The sequence below is a fragment of the Actinomycetospora atypica genome (assembly GCF_042653685.1).
Lineage (GTDB): Bacteria > Actinomycetota > Actinomycetes > Mycobacteriales > Pseudonocardiaceae > Actinomycetospora > Actinomycetospora atypica.
The window spans coordinates 21229-39249 of the sequence record NZ_JBHSIV010000012.1 but is presented as its reverse complement, the minus strand read 5'-3'; the positions used below and the strand labels follow the sequence as shown (position 1 = coordinate 39249).

Here is an 18021-nt window from a genome sequence, read left to right as displayed (position 1 = left end):
CTCATCTCATCCCGCCCAGCTGCGCAGCAGGCGCACGTCGGCCGCTCCCGCGGTGTCCTTGTAGAACTCCCAGCACGCCCAGCTCCCGCCGAGCGCCCGGATCGCCGGGTCCGAGACGGCCCTCGTCGTGCCGTCGGGCAGCGTCAGCGAGGCCGTCGGCCCGGTGATCACGGCCTCGGTCGAGCAGGGCGTGCCGTCCTGGCGCAGCGCGGCGGCGTACGTGCCGCTCTCGATCACCCGCAGGCTCGTCCCGTCCTCGATCACGCCGTAGATCCAGCGGGCGGGGGTGAGGACGAAGTGGCAGTGGGTGCGCACGGCCGGGGTCTCGTAGGGGACCCCGGTCCACGCCGCGAGACACAGCGAGCCGGCCTCCGAGCCGGGGCCGAACGCGAAGTCGGCGCCGATCCGCACCACGGTCGACCCGACGTCCTGGTTGACGTAGGAGGCGCCGTGGGCGTCGGGCAGCTGCCCGACGAGCGCGCCCGTCCGGACCACGGGAGGCAGGGGCGCGTCGCGCAGCACCACCCGCACCGGGGCGCCCTCGTCGCCGACCGCGGCGGCGGTGCCCTCGGGGCGGCGGCTCCAGTCGGTGCGTACCCGGACGGGGCCGGGCGCGGGGCGCGGCGCCGTCTCCGTGGCGCAGGCGGCGAGCAGGGCGACCGGGGCCGCCAGCCCGAGGGCCAGGGCCGTGCGGCGCCCCACGGCGGGCCGGGGGGTGCGGGTCATCGGACGGGGCGCCCAGCCACCTCGGACGCAGCCACCTCGGACGCAGCCACCTCGGACGGCTCGTCCTCCGGGGAGGCCGTGGGCGCCGGGACGTCGAGCGGGGTCGCGAGCGCCGGGACCTCCTCCGCCGGGTGCGGCCGGGCCCGCGCGACGGCGGCGTACTGCACGACGGTGACGAGGACGGCCGCCGCGGCCATCCCCCAGGAGAGCCCGAGGACGCCGTCGACGAGCAGCCCGGCCAGTGCCCCGACGACGATCGCGACGCTGGTGAACACCTGGATGCCGCAGAGCAGCCGGCCGCGCCGCATGCCGCGCAGCGCGGCGGCCGACGGCACCGAGAGCCCGAGCACGGCGACCATGAGTGCGGTGGGGGCGACGAGCGGGGTGTAGTCGACGTAGCGCGGGAAGAGCAGGCCCATGAGCACGTCGCGCAGCGGGATCGCGGTGAGGATCAGCAGGCCCAGCAGGGCCATGGCAATCGTCGCGCGGTGGCGCAGCGCGTGGAAGCCGGCCGGGAGGCCGCCGTCCGGGGTGACGGCGAACCGGGCGAACATCGGGGTGGCGAGCACCAGCACCGCGGCCATGAACGTGGTCGGCGGCTGCAGGACGAACAGCTGGACCGCGCGCAGCCCGGCCATGTCGGTGGTCGAGACGATCGCGCCGGCGAGCAGGAGCACGGCGTACATCTGGACCTGGCCGAGGATCGAGACGACGGTGAACCAGCCCGAGAGGTAGCGCCCCTCGTGCAGCCAGGCCCCCGGGCGGCCGGGGCGCTCGACCCCCACCACCACGAGCACGACGAGCCCGGCCAGCGCCCCGACGCCCCAGGCGGCGGCGAGCGAACCCGTCGTCCACACGCCGGTCACGGCGACGACCCCGAGGCCGACGCCCTGCGCGAGGGCCCAGGCCCCGTCGACGGCCAGCGTCGCGCCGGTGCGCAGGCGGGAGAGCAGCACGTAGCGCCCGGCGTCGACGACGAACGCCCCGACGATCCAGGGCGCGAACACGAGCAGCGACGAGAGCAGCGGGCCCCCGAGGAGGCCGAGCACGACGACGACCACGGTGCCGCCGAGCCCGAAGACGGTGGCCGCGCCGAGCGCCGAGGACGCGAGGAGGCGCCGCCGGTCGGCCGACGCGACGCCGGGCAGGTGGGCGATCAGGGGTTCGGAGAGGACCGCGCGGGTGGCCGCCGCGAGCACGGTGACCACGGCGTAGGCCACGACGAACGCGCCGAAGGCCTCGGGGACGAGCACGAGCGAGGCGACGAAGGCGGTGAGGTAGTTCGTGGCGGAGCTGACCGCCTGGTCGGCGACCCCCAGCACCGCGCGGCGGGAGTTGCTCAATGGACGTCCACCGCCCGGCGGACGAAGAACGCCGCCGTGGGGTCGAGCGGCCGCACGGCCTTCACCGGCACCCCGCCGTAGAGGGCGGGCTCGTCGGGCAGGGCCCGGGAGACCACCCCGCCGGCCGCGATCAGCGAGGCGTCGGGCACCGAGCTGCCCGGCAGCAGGACCGAGCGGCTCATCACCAGGGCGTGGTCCCCCACCGACACCGGCAGCGCGTCCTGGCGCACGGCCTCGAAGTCCACGGAGTGCGTCTGGACGAGCGAGCCGAAGCCCGCGAGGGTCCCCCACGGCCCGAACTCGACGCGGGCGCAGGCGTCGATGACGTGCAGCGTCGTGATCAGCGCGGCCCGGCGCATGACCAGCGACGGGAGCCGGTCGACCCCGGCGTAGAAGCCGGTGTCGCGCCGGACGCTGTTGACGAGGTTGAACATCCCCATCTTGGCGTCGCGCTCGAGGAGCACGAGCTCGCAGCCCCGGATGACGTTGCCCGCCGAGATCACCGAGCCCTCGTCCATGACGAGGCGGTCGACGTCGACCAGCGCCCGCCCGAGGTGGGCCCGGGGGTGCACGTCGTGGCCGAGGAGGCGGACGGCGAGGAACCGGCGGACCCGCCGGGGCGCCAGGACCATGACGAGCGCGACGAGCAGCCGCAGCCGGCGGCTGCGCAGGTGGCGGCGGGGACAGACGAGGACCGACTCGACGTCGATCTCGGGGGCGTCGCGGACGGGGGCCTCGACGTCGGCCTGCCGGACGGGGACCCTCACCGCGACCCGCCCTTGTGGATGAAGATCATCAGGGTGGACGCGGCGCGCGCGGGGACCAGGCGCTGCAGGAGCAGACCGGTGCGCAGCGCGCCCGGCGAGCGCCCGACGTAGGCGGGCTCGGCGTCGAACTCGTAGACGCAGTGGGTGTACCGCGACGTGGGGAACCACCGGCGCAGCGCGGCCCGGGAGTTCATCCGGTAGGCGGTGGGGAACGTGTCCACCTCGGCCTTGGCCGGCTGCAGCCGGCGCAGGACGGCGGTGTGCAAAGAGTTGGGGACGAGCCTCGTCGGGATGCCGATGGCGCCCCACTTGCGCGGGGTGCGGGCGCAGAGCCAGCCGCCGGGCGCGAGCACCCGGTCGATCTCGGCGGCGGTGTGTGCCGGGTCGGCGACGTGCTCGAAGGTCCAGTCGCTCACCAGCAGGTCGACCGACGCGTCGGCCAGCGGGAAGCGGCCCTGCGGGTCGATCACGTGGCTCTCGTGCAGGGCGGGGTTCTGCTTCACGGCGGGGTCGACGTCGAGCCCGATCAGCCGCGCGCAGCGGGGCTTGAGGTCGTGCAGCGACCGGCGGAACCCGCTCGGGTCCTCGAGGAACGAGCCGCGGCCCGCGCCGAGGTCGACGACGGTCGCGTCGGGCGGGAGCACCGCGTTCACCCGCGACCAGAACTCGACGGAGCCGTCGAGCCGGCTGTAGCCGCCGGCGCTGACCTCGGGGAACACGGCGGAGCGCGGGTCGGCCACGGCGTCCCGCGGCGCGGCGGCGACCGGGCGGGGGGCGGACAGCGTCATGACGACCTCTCGTGGAGGGGGCGGGTGGTGGACTGCTTCGCCTCGCGGGCGGCGAGCCGGCCGACGAGGTCGCCGACGGCGATGCCGCCGGTGGGCGTGCGATGGCTGCCGCCGCTCGCCGGGAGGCGCTGGGGCGTGCCGCGGGCGCGGCGGTGGCTGCTCGGGACGGCCCGCGCCGCGGGCTCGGGCGCCTCGCGGCGCAGGCCGGTCGCGGCGTGGTAGTCGCCGGCGTACTGGCCCTCGATCGCCGTGGTGACGCCGTTGAGCACCACCCCGACGTGCCTGACGCCCGCCGTCTCGAGCTGCTCGTAGGCCCGGCGGACGAGGGCGGCGCCGGTCGAGCCCGCGCGGACGACGAACACGACGGAGTCGGCCCGGCGCGCGAGCGCGAGCCCGTCGGCCACCGGCAGCAGCGGCGGCGCGTCGACCAGCACCAGGTCGTACTGCTCGCGGGCGGCCGCGAGGACCGCGTCCATGCGGTCGGACTCGACCAGCTCGTAGGGGTTCGCCGGCAGAGGCCCGCTGGAGAGCACGGTGAGGCGCTCCACCGGGCCGGGGCGGACCGCGTCGGGGAGCTCGCCGCGCCCGGCCAGCAGCCCCGAGAGCCCGTCGCCGTCACCGAGCCCGAGGTAGCCCGAGGCGCGCGGGCGGCGCAGGTCGCCCTCGACGACGAGGACCCGGGCGCCGGCGTTCGCCTCGGCCAGGGCGAGGTTGACCAGCAGGGTCGACTTGCCCTCGCCCTCGACGGCGCTGGTGACCGTGACGACCCGGGTGGCGTCCCCCGAGCCGGCCAGGCCGATGTTGGTGCGGACGGCGCGGAGGCTCTCCGCCGCCGGGGAGGTCGGGCGGTCGCGCAGGAACAGCGGCGCGCGCTCGACGTGCCGGTCGCGGGGCAGGGTGCCGAGCAGCGGGCGCGGGAAGAGCTTCGCGAGCTGGGCCAGGCCCAGCACGGAGCGGTCGAGCGAGCGCCGCACCACCGCGATCGTGATCCCGACGAGCAGCCCGGCCGCCAGTCCGAGACCGAGGTCGACGAGCGGGCGCGGCGACACGGGGCCGGCCTCGAGGACGGGTCCCTCGACGACCCGGGCGGAGACCGCCGCGGGCTGGGTGCGGTCGGCGGGGCGCTCGAGGTCGGCCACCAGGGCCGGGAAGCGCCGGCCCACGGCGCCCGCGATGGCCTGCGCGCGCTCGGGCGAGGTGTCGGTGACCTCGGCCTTGAGCAGCACGGTGCTCGGGGTGACGCTCGCCGACACCTCGTCGGCGATGTCCTGCGGGTCGTCGGGCAGCTTGAGGTCGGCCACGACGTCCTGGCCGAGCCGGTAGCTCGAGAGCAGCTCGGTGTAGGACTTGACGCGGTCCTGGGAGAGCAGGCTGCCCTGGTAGGCGTCGGTCGAGTTGACGTTCGACCCCGTGGAGACGTACAGCGTCACCGACGCCGCGTACTTCGCCGGGGTGAGCAGCACGACGACGCCCGCCACGACGACCCCGACGAGCGCGGCGCCGACGATCCACCGCCACTGCTGGACGAGGAGGGTGAGGTACTCGCGGGCGGTCACCGGGTGGTCCTTCCGGAGGCTGGGCAGGGGCGGGGCGGGTACGGGCGGTCGTCGGGACGGGCGAGCCGGTCAGAAGGCACCGTGGAGCACCTGCCCCGAGCGGTCGCACAGCGACCGGGTCTGGCCGACGGGCCGGTGGAACCACGCGCCGTCGAGCGCCTGCTTCCGCCGGGCCGGGGACCCCGTGTAGAGACCGGCGCCCTCGTCGGGTCCGCGTCGCAGCAGCGAGCCCGCGGCGAGGACCGACCGGTCCGGGAGACGCGCACCGGACAGGACGGTGCATCGCGTTCCCACGAAGGAGTGGTCACCGATCTCGATGTCGGCGCAGGTCTGCACGGGGCCCGTGAAGTCGACCTCGTGGCTCAGCACCTGGGTGCCGTGCCCGCCGACGGAGGAGAACGCCCCGAGGACGACCCGCCCCGAGCAGTCGATGCTGTGCCGGCTGGTGATCACGGCGTGGGCGCCGACCCACAGCACCCCGTTCTCCCCCTCATGCTGGAAGGCCGGGTGCGCGGTGAGGATGTTCCAGGGGCCGACGGCGGCGTCGTCGCTCAGGACCATCTCCCGGATCCCGCGGACGAAGCTGCCCGCGGCGATCAGGGCGCGCTCCCCCGCGTGCAGGTGCCCCAGGGTGAGGACGACGCACGACCCCAGGGAGGCGTCGCGGGCGATGACGTGCCCGAACCGGCGCAGCAGCCGGTTCTTCACCCCGGAGGCCGGGAGCAGCCAGACCAGGGTGTGCAGGCGGCGGGCCAGGGGCCCTCGGACCGTGCGGCTCACGGGAGGCTCCCGGCGGGCTCGGGTCGCGCCTCGTGGCGCGCGGCGGGGCGGGGGACGTGGGAGACGGCGACCAGCAGGACCAGGAGCGTGACGATGCGCGCCATGGCCTGGAGCAGGGAGCCGCGGATGAGGATGTACTCGTAGCCCGCGATCACCGGGACGGCGACGGCCACGAGCGGCACCGCGCGCGTCCGGAGCCCGCGCAGGGCGACGAAGGCGTCGTCGAGCCGGCGCGCCGCCAGGCCGCAGAGCGCCAGCAGGCCGCAGGCGCCGACCCAGCCGAAGTCGACGTAGCCCTCCGCCCAGAGCGGGGAGTCGAGGTTGCGGTTGGGGAAGCTGATCTCGTCGGCGATGAGGAACGCGGTGTTGTCGGGCTTGTCGGGCCACAGCGACCGCGGGACCCAGAAGGTGGCCGCGCCGAGCAGCTGCCGGCCGTACGTGTGGCCCTGGTGCTCGGCGACGCGGATCGCGACGGCGATGTCGGTGATCGAGGCATAGTCGGTCTTGCCCAGCACGAAGTCGACCGGCTGGTCGTAGGCCGGGGTGCGGACGCCGTAGAGCTTCATCGTCGACTCGGAGACGCGGAAGGCGTCGAGGTAGGGGAAGACGATCAGCGCGCTGAGGGCGAAGACCGTCACGAACGAGGTGAGCACGGCCGGGCGCGCCGACCCCCGCCAGGTGAAGAAGAAGGCGAGGACGATCGCGAAGGCCCAGTAGCGGGCGTTGGAGATCGGGTTGTTCATCAGGACGTTCAGCCCGACGAGCGCGACCCCGAGCGCCCAGGCCTCGGCGCGGCGCCGGAACACCGGGTCGTCGACGAGCAGCTTGGCCAGGCAGATGAGGGCGACGAAGGGCAGCACTCCCCCGATGACGGCGACCAGCCCGCCGGTCGCGTTCGACGCCGAGGAGTAGAGCCCGGAGGCGGAGAGCTGCTCGTAGACCGACTGCCGGTCCGCCAGCAGCACCCGGGGGCCGCCCAGGAGCGCGATGAACCCCGGGGCCGTCACCAGCGTGCCCACGCCGAGGAGCAGGACGCGGTCGGGCGAGAGGACCCGGCCGCGCAGCCGGCGGGTCAGCGCCTCGGGCAGGGCGCCCCCGGGGCGCCGCGGCCGGAGCCGGGAGGCGAGGTCGAAGCTCAGCAGGCCGGCGAGCAGCAGCGCGGCCTGCTCGGTCGCGAGCGTGTGGGGCAGGGTGAGCCCGAGCGGGTTGCGGTCGGCGAGGGTCTGGGTCAGGCCCGAGACCGCGAACCAGGCGTAGGAGAACATCCAGAGCCCGAGCACCGACCAGCGCGGTTCCGCCTCCCACATCAGCGAGCCCAGCCGCACCGCGCAGTAGACGACCGACACCGCGAACAGGGCCGCGGGGACGCCGAAGGAGACGGGCCCGAGCTCGAGGACGGGCGCGACGAACAGGGCCAGCGGGACGACGAGCAGGGTGACCACCGAGAACAGCGGCAGGAGGAACTCCAGGCCGGTGAGGCGTCGCCCGGAGGCGGGGTCCGCCTCGGCGGCCACCGGGGGCAGGAGCGCCAGGGTCACCGTGCGTCTCCCCTCGTCGTTCTCGCGGTCGTCCCCGCGCTCGGAGGACTAAATTGGGCCGTTCGGAGCAACACAGTACGTCGAATACTCACTCAGAGCGAATGAACGGTCGCACTGCGTTGACGCGGGACCGGGGCCGCCGAGGGCGTGGACCGGGCCGCGGGCGTGCGGGAGAGCACCGACCCGGCGGCGACGAGGCCGTCGGCCGGCACCACGGCGCCCCGCAGGACGATCGCCCGCAGCGCCACCCACGCCCCGTCCCCGACGACGATGGGCGCGTTGTCGTACTCGAAGGCCGGGTCGTGGCGGCGGTGCGAGCCGGTGCACAGCACCGCCTCCTGCGACACGCAGACCTGGTCGCCGAGCGTGATGGGCTCGAGGTTCAGCAGCCACGCGCCCTCGCCGATCCAGCAGTGCTCGCCGATCGTGAGCTTCCAGGGCCAGTGCACGCGCACCCCGTTGCGGATGTTCGCGCCCCGGCCCACCCGGGCGCCGAAGGCCCGCAGGATCACCGGGCGCACCCGCGCCGGGCACCACCACGCCTGGAACACCAGGTGCGAGACCACCCACCACGCCACCTGCCAGCCCCGCGAGCGGCCCTTGTCGTAGCCGGCGCCGGTGAACAGCTGCAGCCGCCGGTCGGTCACGACGCGTCCTCGGCGACGAGGCGGCTCACGGTGCCGCGCGCGGCGGCCGACTCGGGCGCGGTGCGGGGCGTCGGCACGCGCAGGGGCCACCGGGGCGCGGTGCGGGCCTCGGCCAGCGACTCGACCCAGTCGACGTAGGCGGTGCGGGCGGCCGCCTCGGAGAGGGCGTCGCGGGCGAAGAGCTGCCCGTTGAGGCCCAGCGCCCCGGCCGTGGCCCCGTCGAGGCCGGTGCGCAGCACAGCGCCCAGGAGCGCCTCGGGCTCCCCGGCGTCGACGCGGACGCCGCCGCCGGAGGCCTCGACCTCCGCGCTGGCCGCGCTGCGGGCGCTGGTCGCGGCCACCACCGGGCGGCCGGCCGCGAAGTAGGAGGTGAGCTTGGAGGGCACGCACATCTCCTCGACGCCGGGCTTCTCGTTGAGGACGAGGACGTCGGCGGCGGCCATCGCGAGCTCGAAATCGGCCGAGGGCAGCGGGTCGAGGAACTGCAGGCGCTCGATGCCGGCGCCGAGGCGCTCGAGGCGGGCCCGCTGGTTGCCGGTGCCCAGGAGCACGAACCGGACGGCCGAGCCGGCGGCGTCGGCGACCCGCGCGGCCTCGACGACGTTCTCCAGCCCCTGCTTGGCGCCCATGTTGCCCGCGTGCAGCGCCACGACCTCGTCGTCACGCCACCCGAGCCGGCGGCGCAGCGCGAGGAGGTCCTCCCCGCCCGACCGCACCGGGCGGACGTGGCTCCAGTTGCGGATGGTGGTGATGCGCCGGTCGTCGACCCCGAGCTCGCCGAGGGACCGGCGGAAGCTCTCGTGGATCGCGACGACGCCGTCGGCGCGGCGCAGGAGGGTGCGCTCGAGCGCCGCGGCGGCGTGGGCGCCCCGCCCGCCGAGGGCGCCGGTCTCGGCGATCGCCCGGCCGTAGAGGTCCTGGGTGATCACGCCGACCGAGGTCCGGCCCGGGACGCGCCAGCGCAGGGCCGCCCCCACGGTGAGCAGGGCGGGGCTGACGGCGAGGACGACGTCGGGGCGGGACCCGTGGTGGGCCCGGGCGGCCCGGCTCGCGAACGAGGCCTCCATCCGGATGCGGCCGGTGCCGGTGGGGTCGGCGGGCACGGTGTGGGCGACACGGGTGACGCGGACGTTCCCGTCGCGCTCGTGGAGCACGCCCCGGGCCGAGCGGTAGCCCGCGGCGATCTCCCAGTGCGGGTAGTGGGGCAGCCCGGTGACGACGTGGACGTCGTGGCCGGCGTCGGCGAGGAAGCGGGCGGTGCCGGTGGTGTACGGCGCGATGCCGGTGGGCTCCGGGGCGTAGTTCAGGCCCAGGATCAGCACGGAGAGGCTCATGGCGGGTTCCCCCTGGTCTCTTCTGTGGTGGGCGGGTGTCAGTACGCGCCGCGGCCGGCGAGGACGGCCGTCACGGTGCGGGCGAGGATGTGGAGGTCGAGGCCCGGCGACCAGTTCTCGACGTAGCGCAGGTCGAGGCGCACCGTCTCCTCCCAGGAGAGGTCGGATCGGCCGCTGACCTGCCAGAGGCCGGTCATGCCGGGGCGGACCAGGAGGCGGCGGCGGGCGTCGTCGGCGTACTCGGCGACCTCGGCCGGCAGCGGGGGCCGCGGGCCCACCAGGGACATCGAGCCGCCGAGGACGTTGAACAGCTGGGGCAGCTCGTCGAGGGAGAACCGGCGCAGGGTGGCGCCGACGCGGGTGATCCGCGGGTCGCGGCGCATCTTGAACAGCGGGCCGGTGGCGTCGTCGGAGCTCAGCGAGGCCTTGACCGCCTCCGCGTCGACGGCCATCGAGCGGAACTTGACCATCTTGAAGGTGTTGCCCTCGCGGCCGACCCGCTCCTGGCGGAAGAACACCGGGCCGCGGTCGTCGAGCCGGATCATGATCGCGACGCCGAGCAGGACCGGGGCGAGCACCACGAGCGCGAGGGCGGCGGCGATGCGGTCGAGGACCGCCTTGGAGACGCGGCCGGCGCCGCGGAAGCAGGGCTGGGTCAGCCGGATCATCGGCTGGCCGTCCACCGGGGTCATGTGCAGGCGGGGGCCGGCGATCTCCATGAGTCCCGGGTCGACGACGAGGTCGAGGTCGGTGCCCTCGAGCTGCCACGCGAGGCGGTGCAGCCGCCGGCCCGACCAGCCCGGGGCCGCGGCCACCGCGACGATCTCGGCGCCGACGCGGCGCACCCGGTCCCCGGCGTCGTCGAGGTCGCCGACCACGGGGACCCCGGCGCAGGAGCCGGTACCGGCCGGGGTGCAGGCGGCGACGACGGTCCAGCCGTGCTCCGGGGCGCGGCGGGTGCGGGTGACCAGGGCCTCGACCGACTCCGGCGAGCCGACGGCGAGCACGGGGGTCAGCCCGAGCCCCCGGCGCCGCTGCCGGTGCAGCACGGCCCGGGCGACCCCCCGGACCGCGAGCACGGCGAGCACGGCCGCAGGGAGCACGAACAGCGTGTAGGGGCGGAGGCGGTAGTCGAGCAGCGCGATCTCGCTCAGCGCGAGGACGAGCAGCGCCCCGGTCCCGGCCTGCAGGACGCGGGTGTACTCGAGCCCGCCCGAGCAGACCAGGATCGGGTGCCAGCAGCGGCCGATCGCCAGGGCGACCCCGAGGAGCACGACGAGACCGCCGACGAGCATCGCGGTCACCCCGGTCCCGGGCGCCGCGGCGGCGGGCACCAGGGCGGACCCGACGGTGCCGGTCACGGCAACGGTGAGGAGGTCGGCGAGCATGACGCGCCGGGCCCAGCCCCGGCGGCGGCGCCGGACGGCGTCGACCCCGGCGCGGCCGGTCGTCCCCGTGAGCGGGTCGCGGCCCGGGACCGCCACGTCCCACGGCGTCCCCGTCAGGGTCGCGGAGGCGGACTCCGCTCCCCGCGGCAGGGGCGCCGTGATCCCGCTCGGGTGGGCGCTCTCGCGCATGCTCGTCACCGGTGAACACCTCGTCTCGTGAACGCGGCACCGCCGGGCGCCGTCAGGAGAGGCATCGCCCGTTCGGCGGCTCGCGCTACAGCGAACGGAGCAGTCGTCCGGCCTCGGACGGCCACTCACGGAGAGCGACACACCCCTCGTCGGACCCTTTCGGGCCCGGAATGGGGGCCTCGGAGGGTGGTCGGCGCAGAGGGACGAGCGAGGCGCGCGCGGCTGTCGCGGGTCGGGGCGGATTCACCCGATAGAGGACGACGGAGTCGGGGACGGGCCGTTCGCGACGAGTCAGGTTGCGTACGACCTCATGGCACCCGAACCACCCGTCCGGGTGACCGGAGGCGCTCCGGACGACGCCCGCGGCCACCGGTCCGGGGGCGCGCGACACCGCGGAGGACACCTGACAAGGGGCGGCGGGGAAGATCCGCTCCTTCAGGTGAACCGGCGCCGACGGGGGTCGCTCGGACGGACGAGCGGGTTACTTGTTCCGCCATGACCCCTGGACTGAGCCGCCGCGATTTCCTCGTCGCCGCCGGCGGACTCGCGGCCGCCGGCATGGTGGCCTCCGCGGTGCCGGCCGCCGCCGCCCTTCCGGCGCCCCCGGCCGGGTTCAGCGCGAGCACCCCGACGACGGTCGCCGCCGCCCGGTCGGCCGGCTACGCGATCGTCACGGACTTCGGCGCGGTCGGGGACGGGGCCTCCCGGCCGCTCTCGACCCGGTACGCGACGCTCGCGGACGCCCAGCGGGTCTTCCCGTCGGCCCGCAGCCTGTCCGACGAGCTCGACGGGGCGGCGATCCAGAAGGCCACCGACTCGGGCCGGGCCGGCGTCTTCTACCCCGCCGGCACGTTCCTGCACTCGCAGCCGGTCGTGGTGCGCGACGGCCAGCGCCACCTCGGGGCGGGCGCCGCGGGCGCCACCCCGACCGCGGTCCTGCGCAACACCCGCGGCCGGACGACGGCCTACGACTTCGTCCAGGCCCACAGCTTCCAGATCGGCGACATCCACCCGGCCGCCTTCACGCCGGGCCGGGCGGGCATCTCGTGGGCGACCCGCACCCTCGCGCCGATCACCGCCGGGGCCCGGTCGGTCCGGCTGACCCAGGCGATGGGGTCGGTGCCGCTCAAGGTCGGCGACATCGTCATGGTCCGCTGCAACAACGAGCCGATGCGCAATCTCGACGCGTCCGTCTACGACGCCCAGCAGTGGAACCGGGTCACGTCCTACAGCGCCGCCACCGGCACCGTCGGGCTGGAGCTCCCGGTGCCGTGGACGATCGTCGCCTCGTCGAACGACCCGACCGTGCTCGACGGGCCGACGCTGTGCGTCAACGACGGCGCGGACTACTTCATGGGGATCCCCTGGTCGATCTGCCAGAACATCGAGGTGGGCCGGCTCCGGCTCGACTCCGCGGGATTCACGGCCCGCAACGGCGTCTGGCGCGGCTGGTTCCACGACCTCGTGATCGTCGCCGAGAACATGATCGGCATCAACGCCCTGTGCCTCTCGACGATCGAGCGGGTCAACGGCCGCTTCAGCTCCCGGATGATCGAGCTCAAGCACTCGTCGCACACGAGCATCGTGCGGGAGGTGTCCGCGACCTGGGCGGAGCCGTCGTCGGGGACGGCCGGGGTCGACGCCGACGCGGTCGACGTCGGCGAGCAGAGCTACGGCATCACCATGTCGGCGATCCAGGTGGGCATCGGCCCGGGCGACACGGCCAACCGCCGCGCGCTGAACATCAGCACCGGGAAGGTGTCGTTCTCGGGCTCCCTCACCCACAACGGGTCGGGCCCGCAGCAGGCGGTGTGGGGGGTCGTCGACTCCCAGGCCCCGGCCAACCCGCCGCGGGACGTGTCGCTCGCCCTCGTCGTGCGCACCCGGCCGGGGATGTACGCCTACGGGGTCCTGGGCTGGACCGACCCGCGGCCGTCGAACCCGGTGGGCATCACGCTGAACCTGGACCAGGCCTCGTCGGGAACCCCCGCCGGCCAGGCGTTCCACGTGGAGACGGCGAGGGACGTGACCGTCACCCGCATCGTCGGGGACCGGGTCACGGCCTCGTGGCGCCTCCCCGGGGAGGCCCCGGAGGGGTGCGTCAGCCAGCAGATCTGACGACCGGCCGGACGTGACGAGGTGTCAGCGCAGGATCGACGACGTGCGCGTGAAGAACGGCATCTCGGGGTCGATGGCCTTCGCCACCCGCGCCGGGTAGCCCGCGAAGACGTGACTGCCCTCCTTGAGCGGGCGCGACACGGTGGAGCCGGCGGCGACGATCGAGCGGGCGGGCACCTCAGCGCCGGGCAGCAGCAGGCAGTGCGTGGAGACCATGGAGTAGTCGCCGATGCGGACGGGCTTGGAGTCCTGCGCCATCGCCTCGAGGTCGGCGGCGTGGGTCTGGACGATCGACCCGAAGCCCGCGAGGCACGCGTAGTCGCCGAGCTCGACGAGGTCGCAGGCGTCGATGAGGTGCACGGCCGTGATCATCGAGTGGTCGCCCATGATCAGTTCCGGGCGCCGGTCCTCCACGCCCCCGAAGAACCCGGCCGACCGGCGGACGGAGTTGACCCAGATCAGGAGGCCCACGTCCGCACGCTCGCCCATGCGGACCAGCTCGCAGCCGCGCATCACCACGAGGTGCCCGATGCGGGCGTGCTCGCCCATCACCAGCCGGTCGACGTCGACCAGGGAGTGCCCGATCGTCGCCGTCGGCGCCAGCTCGTAGCCGAGCAGCCGCACGTGGACGAACCGGCGGAGCCGGCGCGGCAGGACGACGGCGAGGGCGGCGAGCAGGGTCCGCAGCGGGCGGTGACGGATCATGGGGTCCTTCCGGGAGAGAGGGCACGACCTCGGGCCCGTGGGGGACGGACCGGGGCGCCGGGCGCCGGGCGCCGGGACGAGGGCGCCGGCGCGCACGACCGGCCGAGTCCTCGGACCGACGTACACGTCCGATTGTGCGCACGGTGTCCGTGTCCGGACGAGAGAAGTAGCCCGAAGGAGTGGTGTAGCCACCGGACGTGCCCGATGTCGCGACCGGCCCGCCTCCCGAGGGTCACGACGAGCGGTGACCCGGCGGGATCGTCGGGACCCCGTACGCCCGACCCGGTGAGATTAGCCCGAACGGCCTAACGCGCGGTCGGGTCCCGACGATGCTCGACACATGACGACCGACATCGCCGTGCCGATGCACGACCTGCAGGAGGCCGTGCACGGGGACGGCTTCGACTACATCACCGGCTCGCCCCACCTGCGCCACGCCTACCTCAACAGCTGGATGCGCGACACGCTCAACGCCGTCGTCGCCGCCCTCGGTGACCGCCGGGACCGCGCCCCGCGGGTGATCGAGGTCGGTGCCGGGCACGGCGGGTTCACCGAGACCCTGGTCGCCGCCGGCGCCGAGGTGATCGTGACGGAGATGAGCGGCCCGAGCGCCGCCCTGCTGCGCGACCGCTTCCGCCACAACCCGCACGTCAGCGTCCACCACGACCTCGACGGCCGCCTCGACGTGCACGGCGAGGTCGACCTCGTCGTCTACATGTCGGTGCTGCACCACATCCCCGACTACCTCGCCTCCCTGGACGAGGCCAGCCGCATCGTCGCGCCGGGCGGGGCGGTCGTCAGCTTCCAGGACCCGCTCTACTACCCCCGGCAGCCGCGCAGCGCCGTCGCGCTCTCCCGGGCTGCGACCCTCGCCTGGCGGGTGACCGAGGGCGAGCTCGGCCGCGGGTTCCGGACGATGTCGCGCCGGCTGCGCGGCGTCTACGACGAGTCGATCCCCTCGGACATGTCCGAGTACCACGTGGTGCGCGACGGGGTCGACGAGAAGGCGGTCGCCGACCTCCTGGACCTCTCCTTCGACCACGTCGAGGTGCACCCCTACTTCTCGACGCAGGGTGGCTGGGTCCAGGAGGTCGGGCGACGGCTCCTGCGGCCGAACACGTTCGGCGTGGTGGCCACGGACCGGCGGTAGCCCTCCCCCGCCGGTCAGGGCCGGTGCGTCACTGGTGCCCGGCGATCCCGCGGGGGGCGTAGGTCTCGGACAGCTCGGCGATCTCGCGCTCGTCGAGCTCCAGCTCGACGGCCGCGACCGCGTCGGACAGGTGGTGGAGCTTCGTCGCGCCGACGATCGGCGCGTCGACCACGGGGTTCGCCATGACCCAGGCCAGCGCCACCTGCGCGCGGGAGACGTTCCGCTTCTCCGCGATCTCGGCGACCTTCTCCACGATGTGCCGGTCGGAGTCCAGGTAGAGCTTCTTGCCGAACTCGTCGGTCTCGCTGCGCGCGGTGCTCTCGTCCCAGTCGCGGGTGAGCTTGCCACGGGCCAGCGGGCTCCACGGGATCGCCCCGATGCCCTCGTCGGCGCACAGCGGGAGCATCTCCCGCTCCTCCTCGCGGTAGAGGAGGTTGTAGTGGTCCTGCATCGTCACGAACCGGGTCCACCCGTTGGCGTCCTGCAGGTGCAGGGCCTTGGAGAACTGCCACGCCCACATCGACGACGCCCCGATATAGCGGACCTTGCCCGCCTTCACCACGTCGTGCAGCGCCTCAAGGGTCTCCTCGAGCGGCGTGTCGTGGTCGAAGCGGTGGATCTGGTAGAGGTCGACGTAGTCCATGCCGAGGCGGCGCAGCGACGCGTCGATCCCGCTGAGGATCGCCTTGCGCGACAGGCCCGCCCCGTTCGGGCCCTTCCGCATCCGGTTGTAGACCTTGGTGGCGACGACGATCTCGTCGCGGTCGGCCATCTCGTTCAGCCAGCGGCCGGTGATCTCCTCGGACGTGCCCGCCGAGTAGACGTCGGCGGTGTCGAAGAAGTTGATCCCCGACTCCAGCGCCGAGGAGAAGAAGGGCTTCGCGTCGTCGGCGTCGAGCGACCACGGCCAGCCCCCGGCGTCGGGGCGGCCGTAGCTCATGCAGCCCAGGCAGATCCGCGAGACGTCGAGGCCGGTCGAGCCGAGCTTCGTGTACTCCATGAGGCAGGGGTGCCTCCGGCCAGTGAGCACTAATCCGTGCCTGGACACGGATTAGTGCTCACAGGTCGCTACTCCTCGTGGTGCGAGGGCTGCAGCTTGTAGACCGGGGTGTCGAGCCCCTCCTGGCGGGCCTTGAGCTGGAGGGCCAGGTAGAGCGAGTAGTGCCGGCTCTGGTGCAGGTTGCCGCCGTGGAACCAGAGGTTGCGCTGCTGGGTGGGCTTCCACATGTTGCGCTGCTCCCCCTCCCAGGGGCCCGGGTCCTTCGTCGTGTCCGACCCGAGGCCCCAGACCTTGCCGACCCGCTGCGCCATCTCCTCGCCGATGATGTCGGCGACCGAGGTGATCATCGAGCGGTAGCCGGTGGCCAGCACGACGAGGTCGGCCTCGAGCTCGGTGCCGTCGGTGAGCCTGACGCCGGTCTCGGTGAACTCCTGGACCTGCCCGTTGACCAGCTTCACCTCGCCGTCGGCGACGAGCTGGGCCGCGCCCACGTCGATGTAGTAGCCCGAGCCGCGGCGCAGGTACTTCATGAACAGGCCCGAGTCGTCGTCCCCGAAGTCGAGGGCGAACCCGGCCTCGCGGAGCTTGTCGTAGAACTCCTTGTCGCGGACCTTCGCCTCGTCGTAGGTGGGCCGCTGGAAGTCGGCCATGATCCGGTAGGGCAGCGACGCGAACACGAGGTCGGCGGTGCGGGTGTCGATCCCGTTGGCGACGGCCTGCTCGGAGTACAGCGACCCGAGCCCGAGCTCCATCAGCGTGTCCGACTTGATGATGTGCGTCGAGGAGCGCTGCACCATCGTCACGTCGGCGCCGACCTCCCAGGCCGCGCCGCAGATGTCGAACGCCGAGTTGTTCGACCCGATCACGACGATCTTCTTGCCCTCGTAGCCCGCCGGGCCGGCGTGCTCCGACGAGTGCTGGATCTCGCCGCGGAAGGTCTCCATCCCGGGGAAGGTCGGCCGGTTCGGCTTGCCGGAGACACCCATGGCGAACACCAGCTGGCGCGGCCGCAGGACGACCTCCTCGGGCCCGTCGCCGCGGTCGCGCTGCACCGTGACGGTCCACCGGTCCTCGGCCTCGTCGAACGTCGCCGACTCCGCGGCGGTCGAGCCCCAGTAGTTGATCTCCATGACCCGCGTGTACATCTCGAGCCAGTCGCCGAGCTTGTCCTTGGGCGCGAACACCGGCCAGTTCTCGGGGAACGGGATGTAGGGCAGGTGGTCGTACCAGACCGGGTCGTGCAGGGCGAGGCTCTTGTAGCGCTTGCGCCAGGAGTCACCGGGGCGCTCGTTGCGCTCGATGACGATCGCGGGGACGCCGAGCTGCCGCAGCCGCGCCGCGAGCGCGATGCCGCCCTGGCCGCCGCCGATGATGACGACCTCGGGCTGGCGGGTGTAGCCGAGCTCCTCGGCCTCCTGCTCCCGCGTCTCCTTCCACGTCACCCGCGCCGGGTTCGCGCCGTGCTCGGTGCCGAAGGGGCGCCGCTCGCGCCGGTTCTCCTCGTAGCCCTTGAGCTCGTCGAGCGTGGTGAGCAGCGTCCACGCCTTCCCGTCCTTGAGGCGCACGTGCCCGGTCCCGCGCCCGGCCGCCGTCTCGAAGGTCAGCCACGCCTCGTCGACCCCGTCGGCCGAGGTCGGCTCGCCGTCGACGGCGAAGTTCGCGGGGTCGACCCGGTCGAGCACCGTGGTCAGCAGGTCGGCGACCTCGTCGCGCCCCTCCACGGTGGCGATGTTCCAGGTGAAGGACACCAGGTCGCGCCAGTAGCACTCGTCGGCGAACAACGACACGGCCGCGGCGACGTCCCGGGCGCTCAGCGCGTCCTGGAACGACGACACCCACGCCCCGACGCGGGACTCCACGTCACTCCCGGGTCGGTCCAGGGTCTGTGTCACGGCGCACCTCTTCCTCGTTCGGATTCCACTGCCAGCGTGAGCACGGTCACCCGACACCGCCACCCGGAGCAAGGGTTGCAGCGGTGTTGCGACGGCGGGG

15 protein-coding genes are annotated in these 18021 nt (G+C 74.1%); 2 read left to right on the top strand and 13 right to left on the bottom strand.

What is annotated here, in order from left to right; all coding sequences use genetic code 11:
* Positions 1–6 precede the first annotated feature (6 nt).
* The 10 genes from ACFPBZ_RS13400 to ACFPBZ_RS13355 form a co-directional block, all read right to left on the bottom strand.
* Complete coding sequence (locus ACFPBZ_RS13400; RefSeq protein WP_378036559.1) at positions 7–726, bottom strand: hypothetical protein; 720 nt, start codon at positions 724–726, stop codon at positions 7–9.
* The gene (locus ACFPBZ_RS13395; RefSeq protein ID WP_378036558.1) at positions 723–2069 is read right to left on the bottom strand and encodes an MATE family efflux transporter; all 1347 of its coding nucleotides are present in this window, start codon (positions 2067–2069) and stop codon (positions 723–725) included. The genes ACFPBZ_RS13400 and ACFPBZ_RS13395 overlap by 4 nt, the downstream gene beginning before the upstream one ends.
* Entirely contained in the window at positions 2066–2836 is a 771-nt protein-coding gene (locus ACFPBZ_RS13390; RefSeq protein ID WP_378036557.1) for a hypothetical protein, read from the bottom strand. Before ACFPBZ_RS13390 ends, ACFPBZ_RS13395 begins: the two co-directional genes overlap by 4 nt.
* Positions 2833–3624: a class I SAM-dependent methyltransferase gene (locus tag ACFPBZ_RS13385; protein ID WP_378036556.1), complete on the bottom strand. Its 792-nt coding sequence runs from the start codon at positions 3622–3624 to the stop codon at positions 2833–2835. Before ACFPBZ_RS13385 ends, ACFPBZ_RS13390 begins: the two co-directional genes overlap by 4 nt.
* Positions 3621–5180, bottom strand: a complete 1560-nt coding sequence (locus tag ACFPBZ_RS13380; RefSeq protein WP_378036555.1) for a tyrosine-protein kinase domain-containing protein — start codon at positions 5178–5180, stop codon at positions 3621–3623. The genes ACFPBZ_RS13385 and ACFPBZ_RS13380 overlap by 4 nt, the downstream gene beginning before the upstream one ends.
* A 69-nt stretch (positions 5181–5249) precedes the next feature.
* A complete protein-coding gene (locus ACFPBZ_RS13375; protein ID WP_378036554.1) occupies positions 5250–5960 on the bottom strand; it encodes an acyltransferase in 711 nt (236 codons plus the stop codon).
* Positions 5957–7498 (bottom strand): hypothetical protein, encoded by a 1542-nt coding sequence (locus ACFPBZ_RS13370; RefSeq protein WP_378036553.1) that lies wholly within the window; start codon positions 7496–7498, stop codon positions 5957–5959. Before ACFPBZ_RS13370 ends, ACFPBZ_RS13375 begins: the two co-directional genes overlap by 4 nt.
* Positions 7499–7590: 92 nt before the next feature.
* Positions 7591–8145, bottom strand: coding sequence for an LbetaH domain-containing protein (locus tag ACFPBZ_RS13365; protein ID WP_378036552.1), 555 nt, complete (start codon positions 8143–8145; stop codon positions 7591–7593).
* Positions 8142–9479, bottom strand: coding sequence for a glycosyltransferase (locus ACFPBZ_RS13360; protein ID WP_378036551.1), 1338 nt, complete (start codon positions 9477–9479; stop codon positions 8142–8144). The genes ACFPBZ_RS13365 and ACFPBZ_RS13360 overlap by 4 nt, the downstream gene beginning before the upstream one ends.
* 38 nt (positions 9480–9517) lie before the next feature.
* On the bottom strand, positions 9518–11056 hold the full coding sequence (locus ACFPBZ_RS13355) for a sugar transferase (protein WP_378036668.1): 1539 nt from the start codon (positions 11054–11056) through the stop codon (positions 9518–9520).
* Positions 11057–11551: 495 nt separating this feature from the next.
* Here ACFPBZ_RS13355 and ACFPBZ_RS13350 point away from each other — a divergent pair, with 495 nt between their 5' ends.
* Positions 11552–13174, top strand: coding sequence for a hypothetical protein (locus ACFPBZ_RS13350; protein ID WP_378036550.1), 1623 nt, complete (start codon positions 11552–11554; stop codon positions 13172–13174).
* 24 nt (positions 13175–13198) lie between these two features.
* Here ACFPBZ_RS13350 and ACFPBZ_RS13345 read toward each other — a convergent pair whose 3' ends face one another.
* A complete protein-coding gene (locus ACFPBZ_RS13345) occupies positions 13199–13879 on the bottom strand; it encodes an acyltransferase (protein ID WP_378036549.1) in 681 nt (226 codons plus the stop codon).
* A 340-nt stretch (positions 13880–14219) separates the two neighbouring features.
* On the opposite strand from ACFPBZ_RS13345, the gene ACFPBZ_RS13340 reads away from it, so the two are divergent.
* Complete coding sequence (locus ACFPBZ_RS13340; protein WP_378036548.1) at positions 14220–15029, top strand: class I SAM-dependent methyltransferase; 810 nt, start codon at positions 14220–14222, stop codon at positions 15027–15029.
* A gap of 28 nt (positions 15030–15057) precedes the next feature.
* On the opposite strand, the gene ACFPBZ_RS13335 is transcribed toward ACFPBZ_RS13340, so the two are convergent.
* Together ACFPBZ_RS13335 and ACFPBZ_RS13330 are read right to left on the bottom strand one after the other, a co-directional pair.
* Entirely contained in the window at positions 15058–16029 is a 972-nt protein-coding gene (locus ACFPBZ_RS13335; RefSeq protein ID WP_378036547.1) for an aldo/keto reductase, read from the bottom strand.
* Positions 16030–16097: 68 nt separating this feature from the next.
* Entirely contained in the window at positions 16098–17921 is a 1824-nt protein-coding gene (locus ACFPBZ_RS13330) for an NAD(P)-binding domain-containing protein (RefSeq protein WP_378036546.1), read from the bottom strand.
* Between the last annotated feature and the right edge of the window lie 100 nt (positions 17922–18021).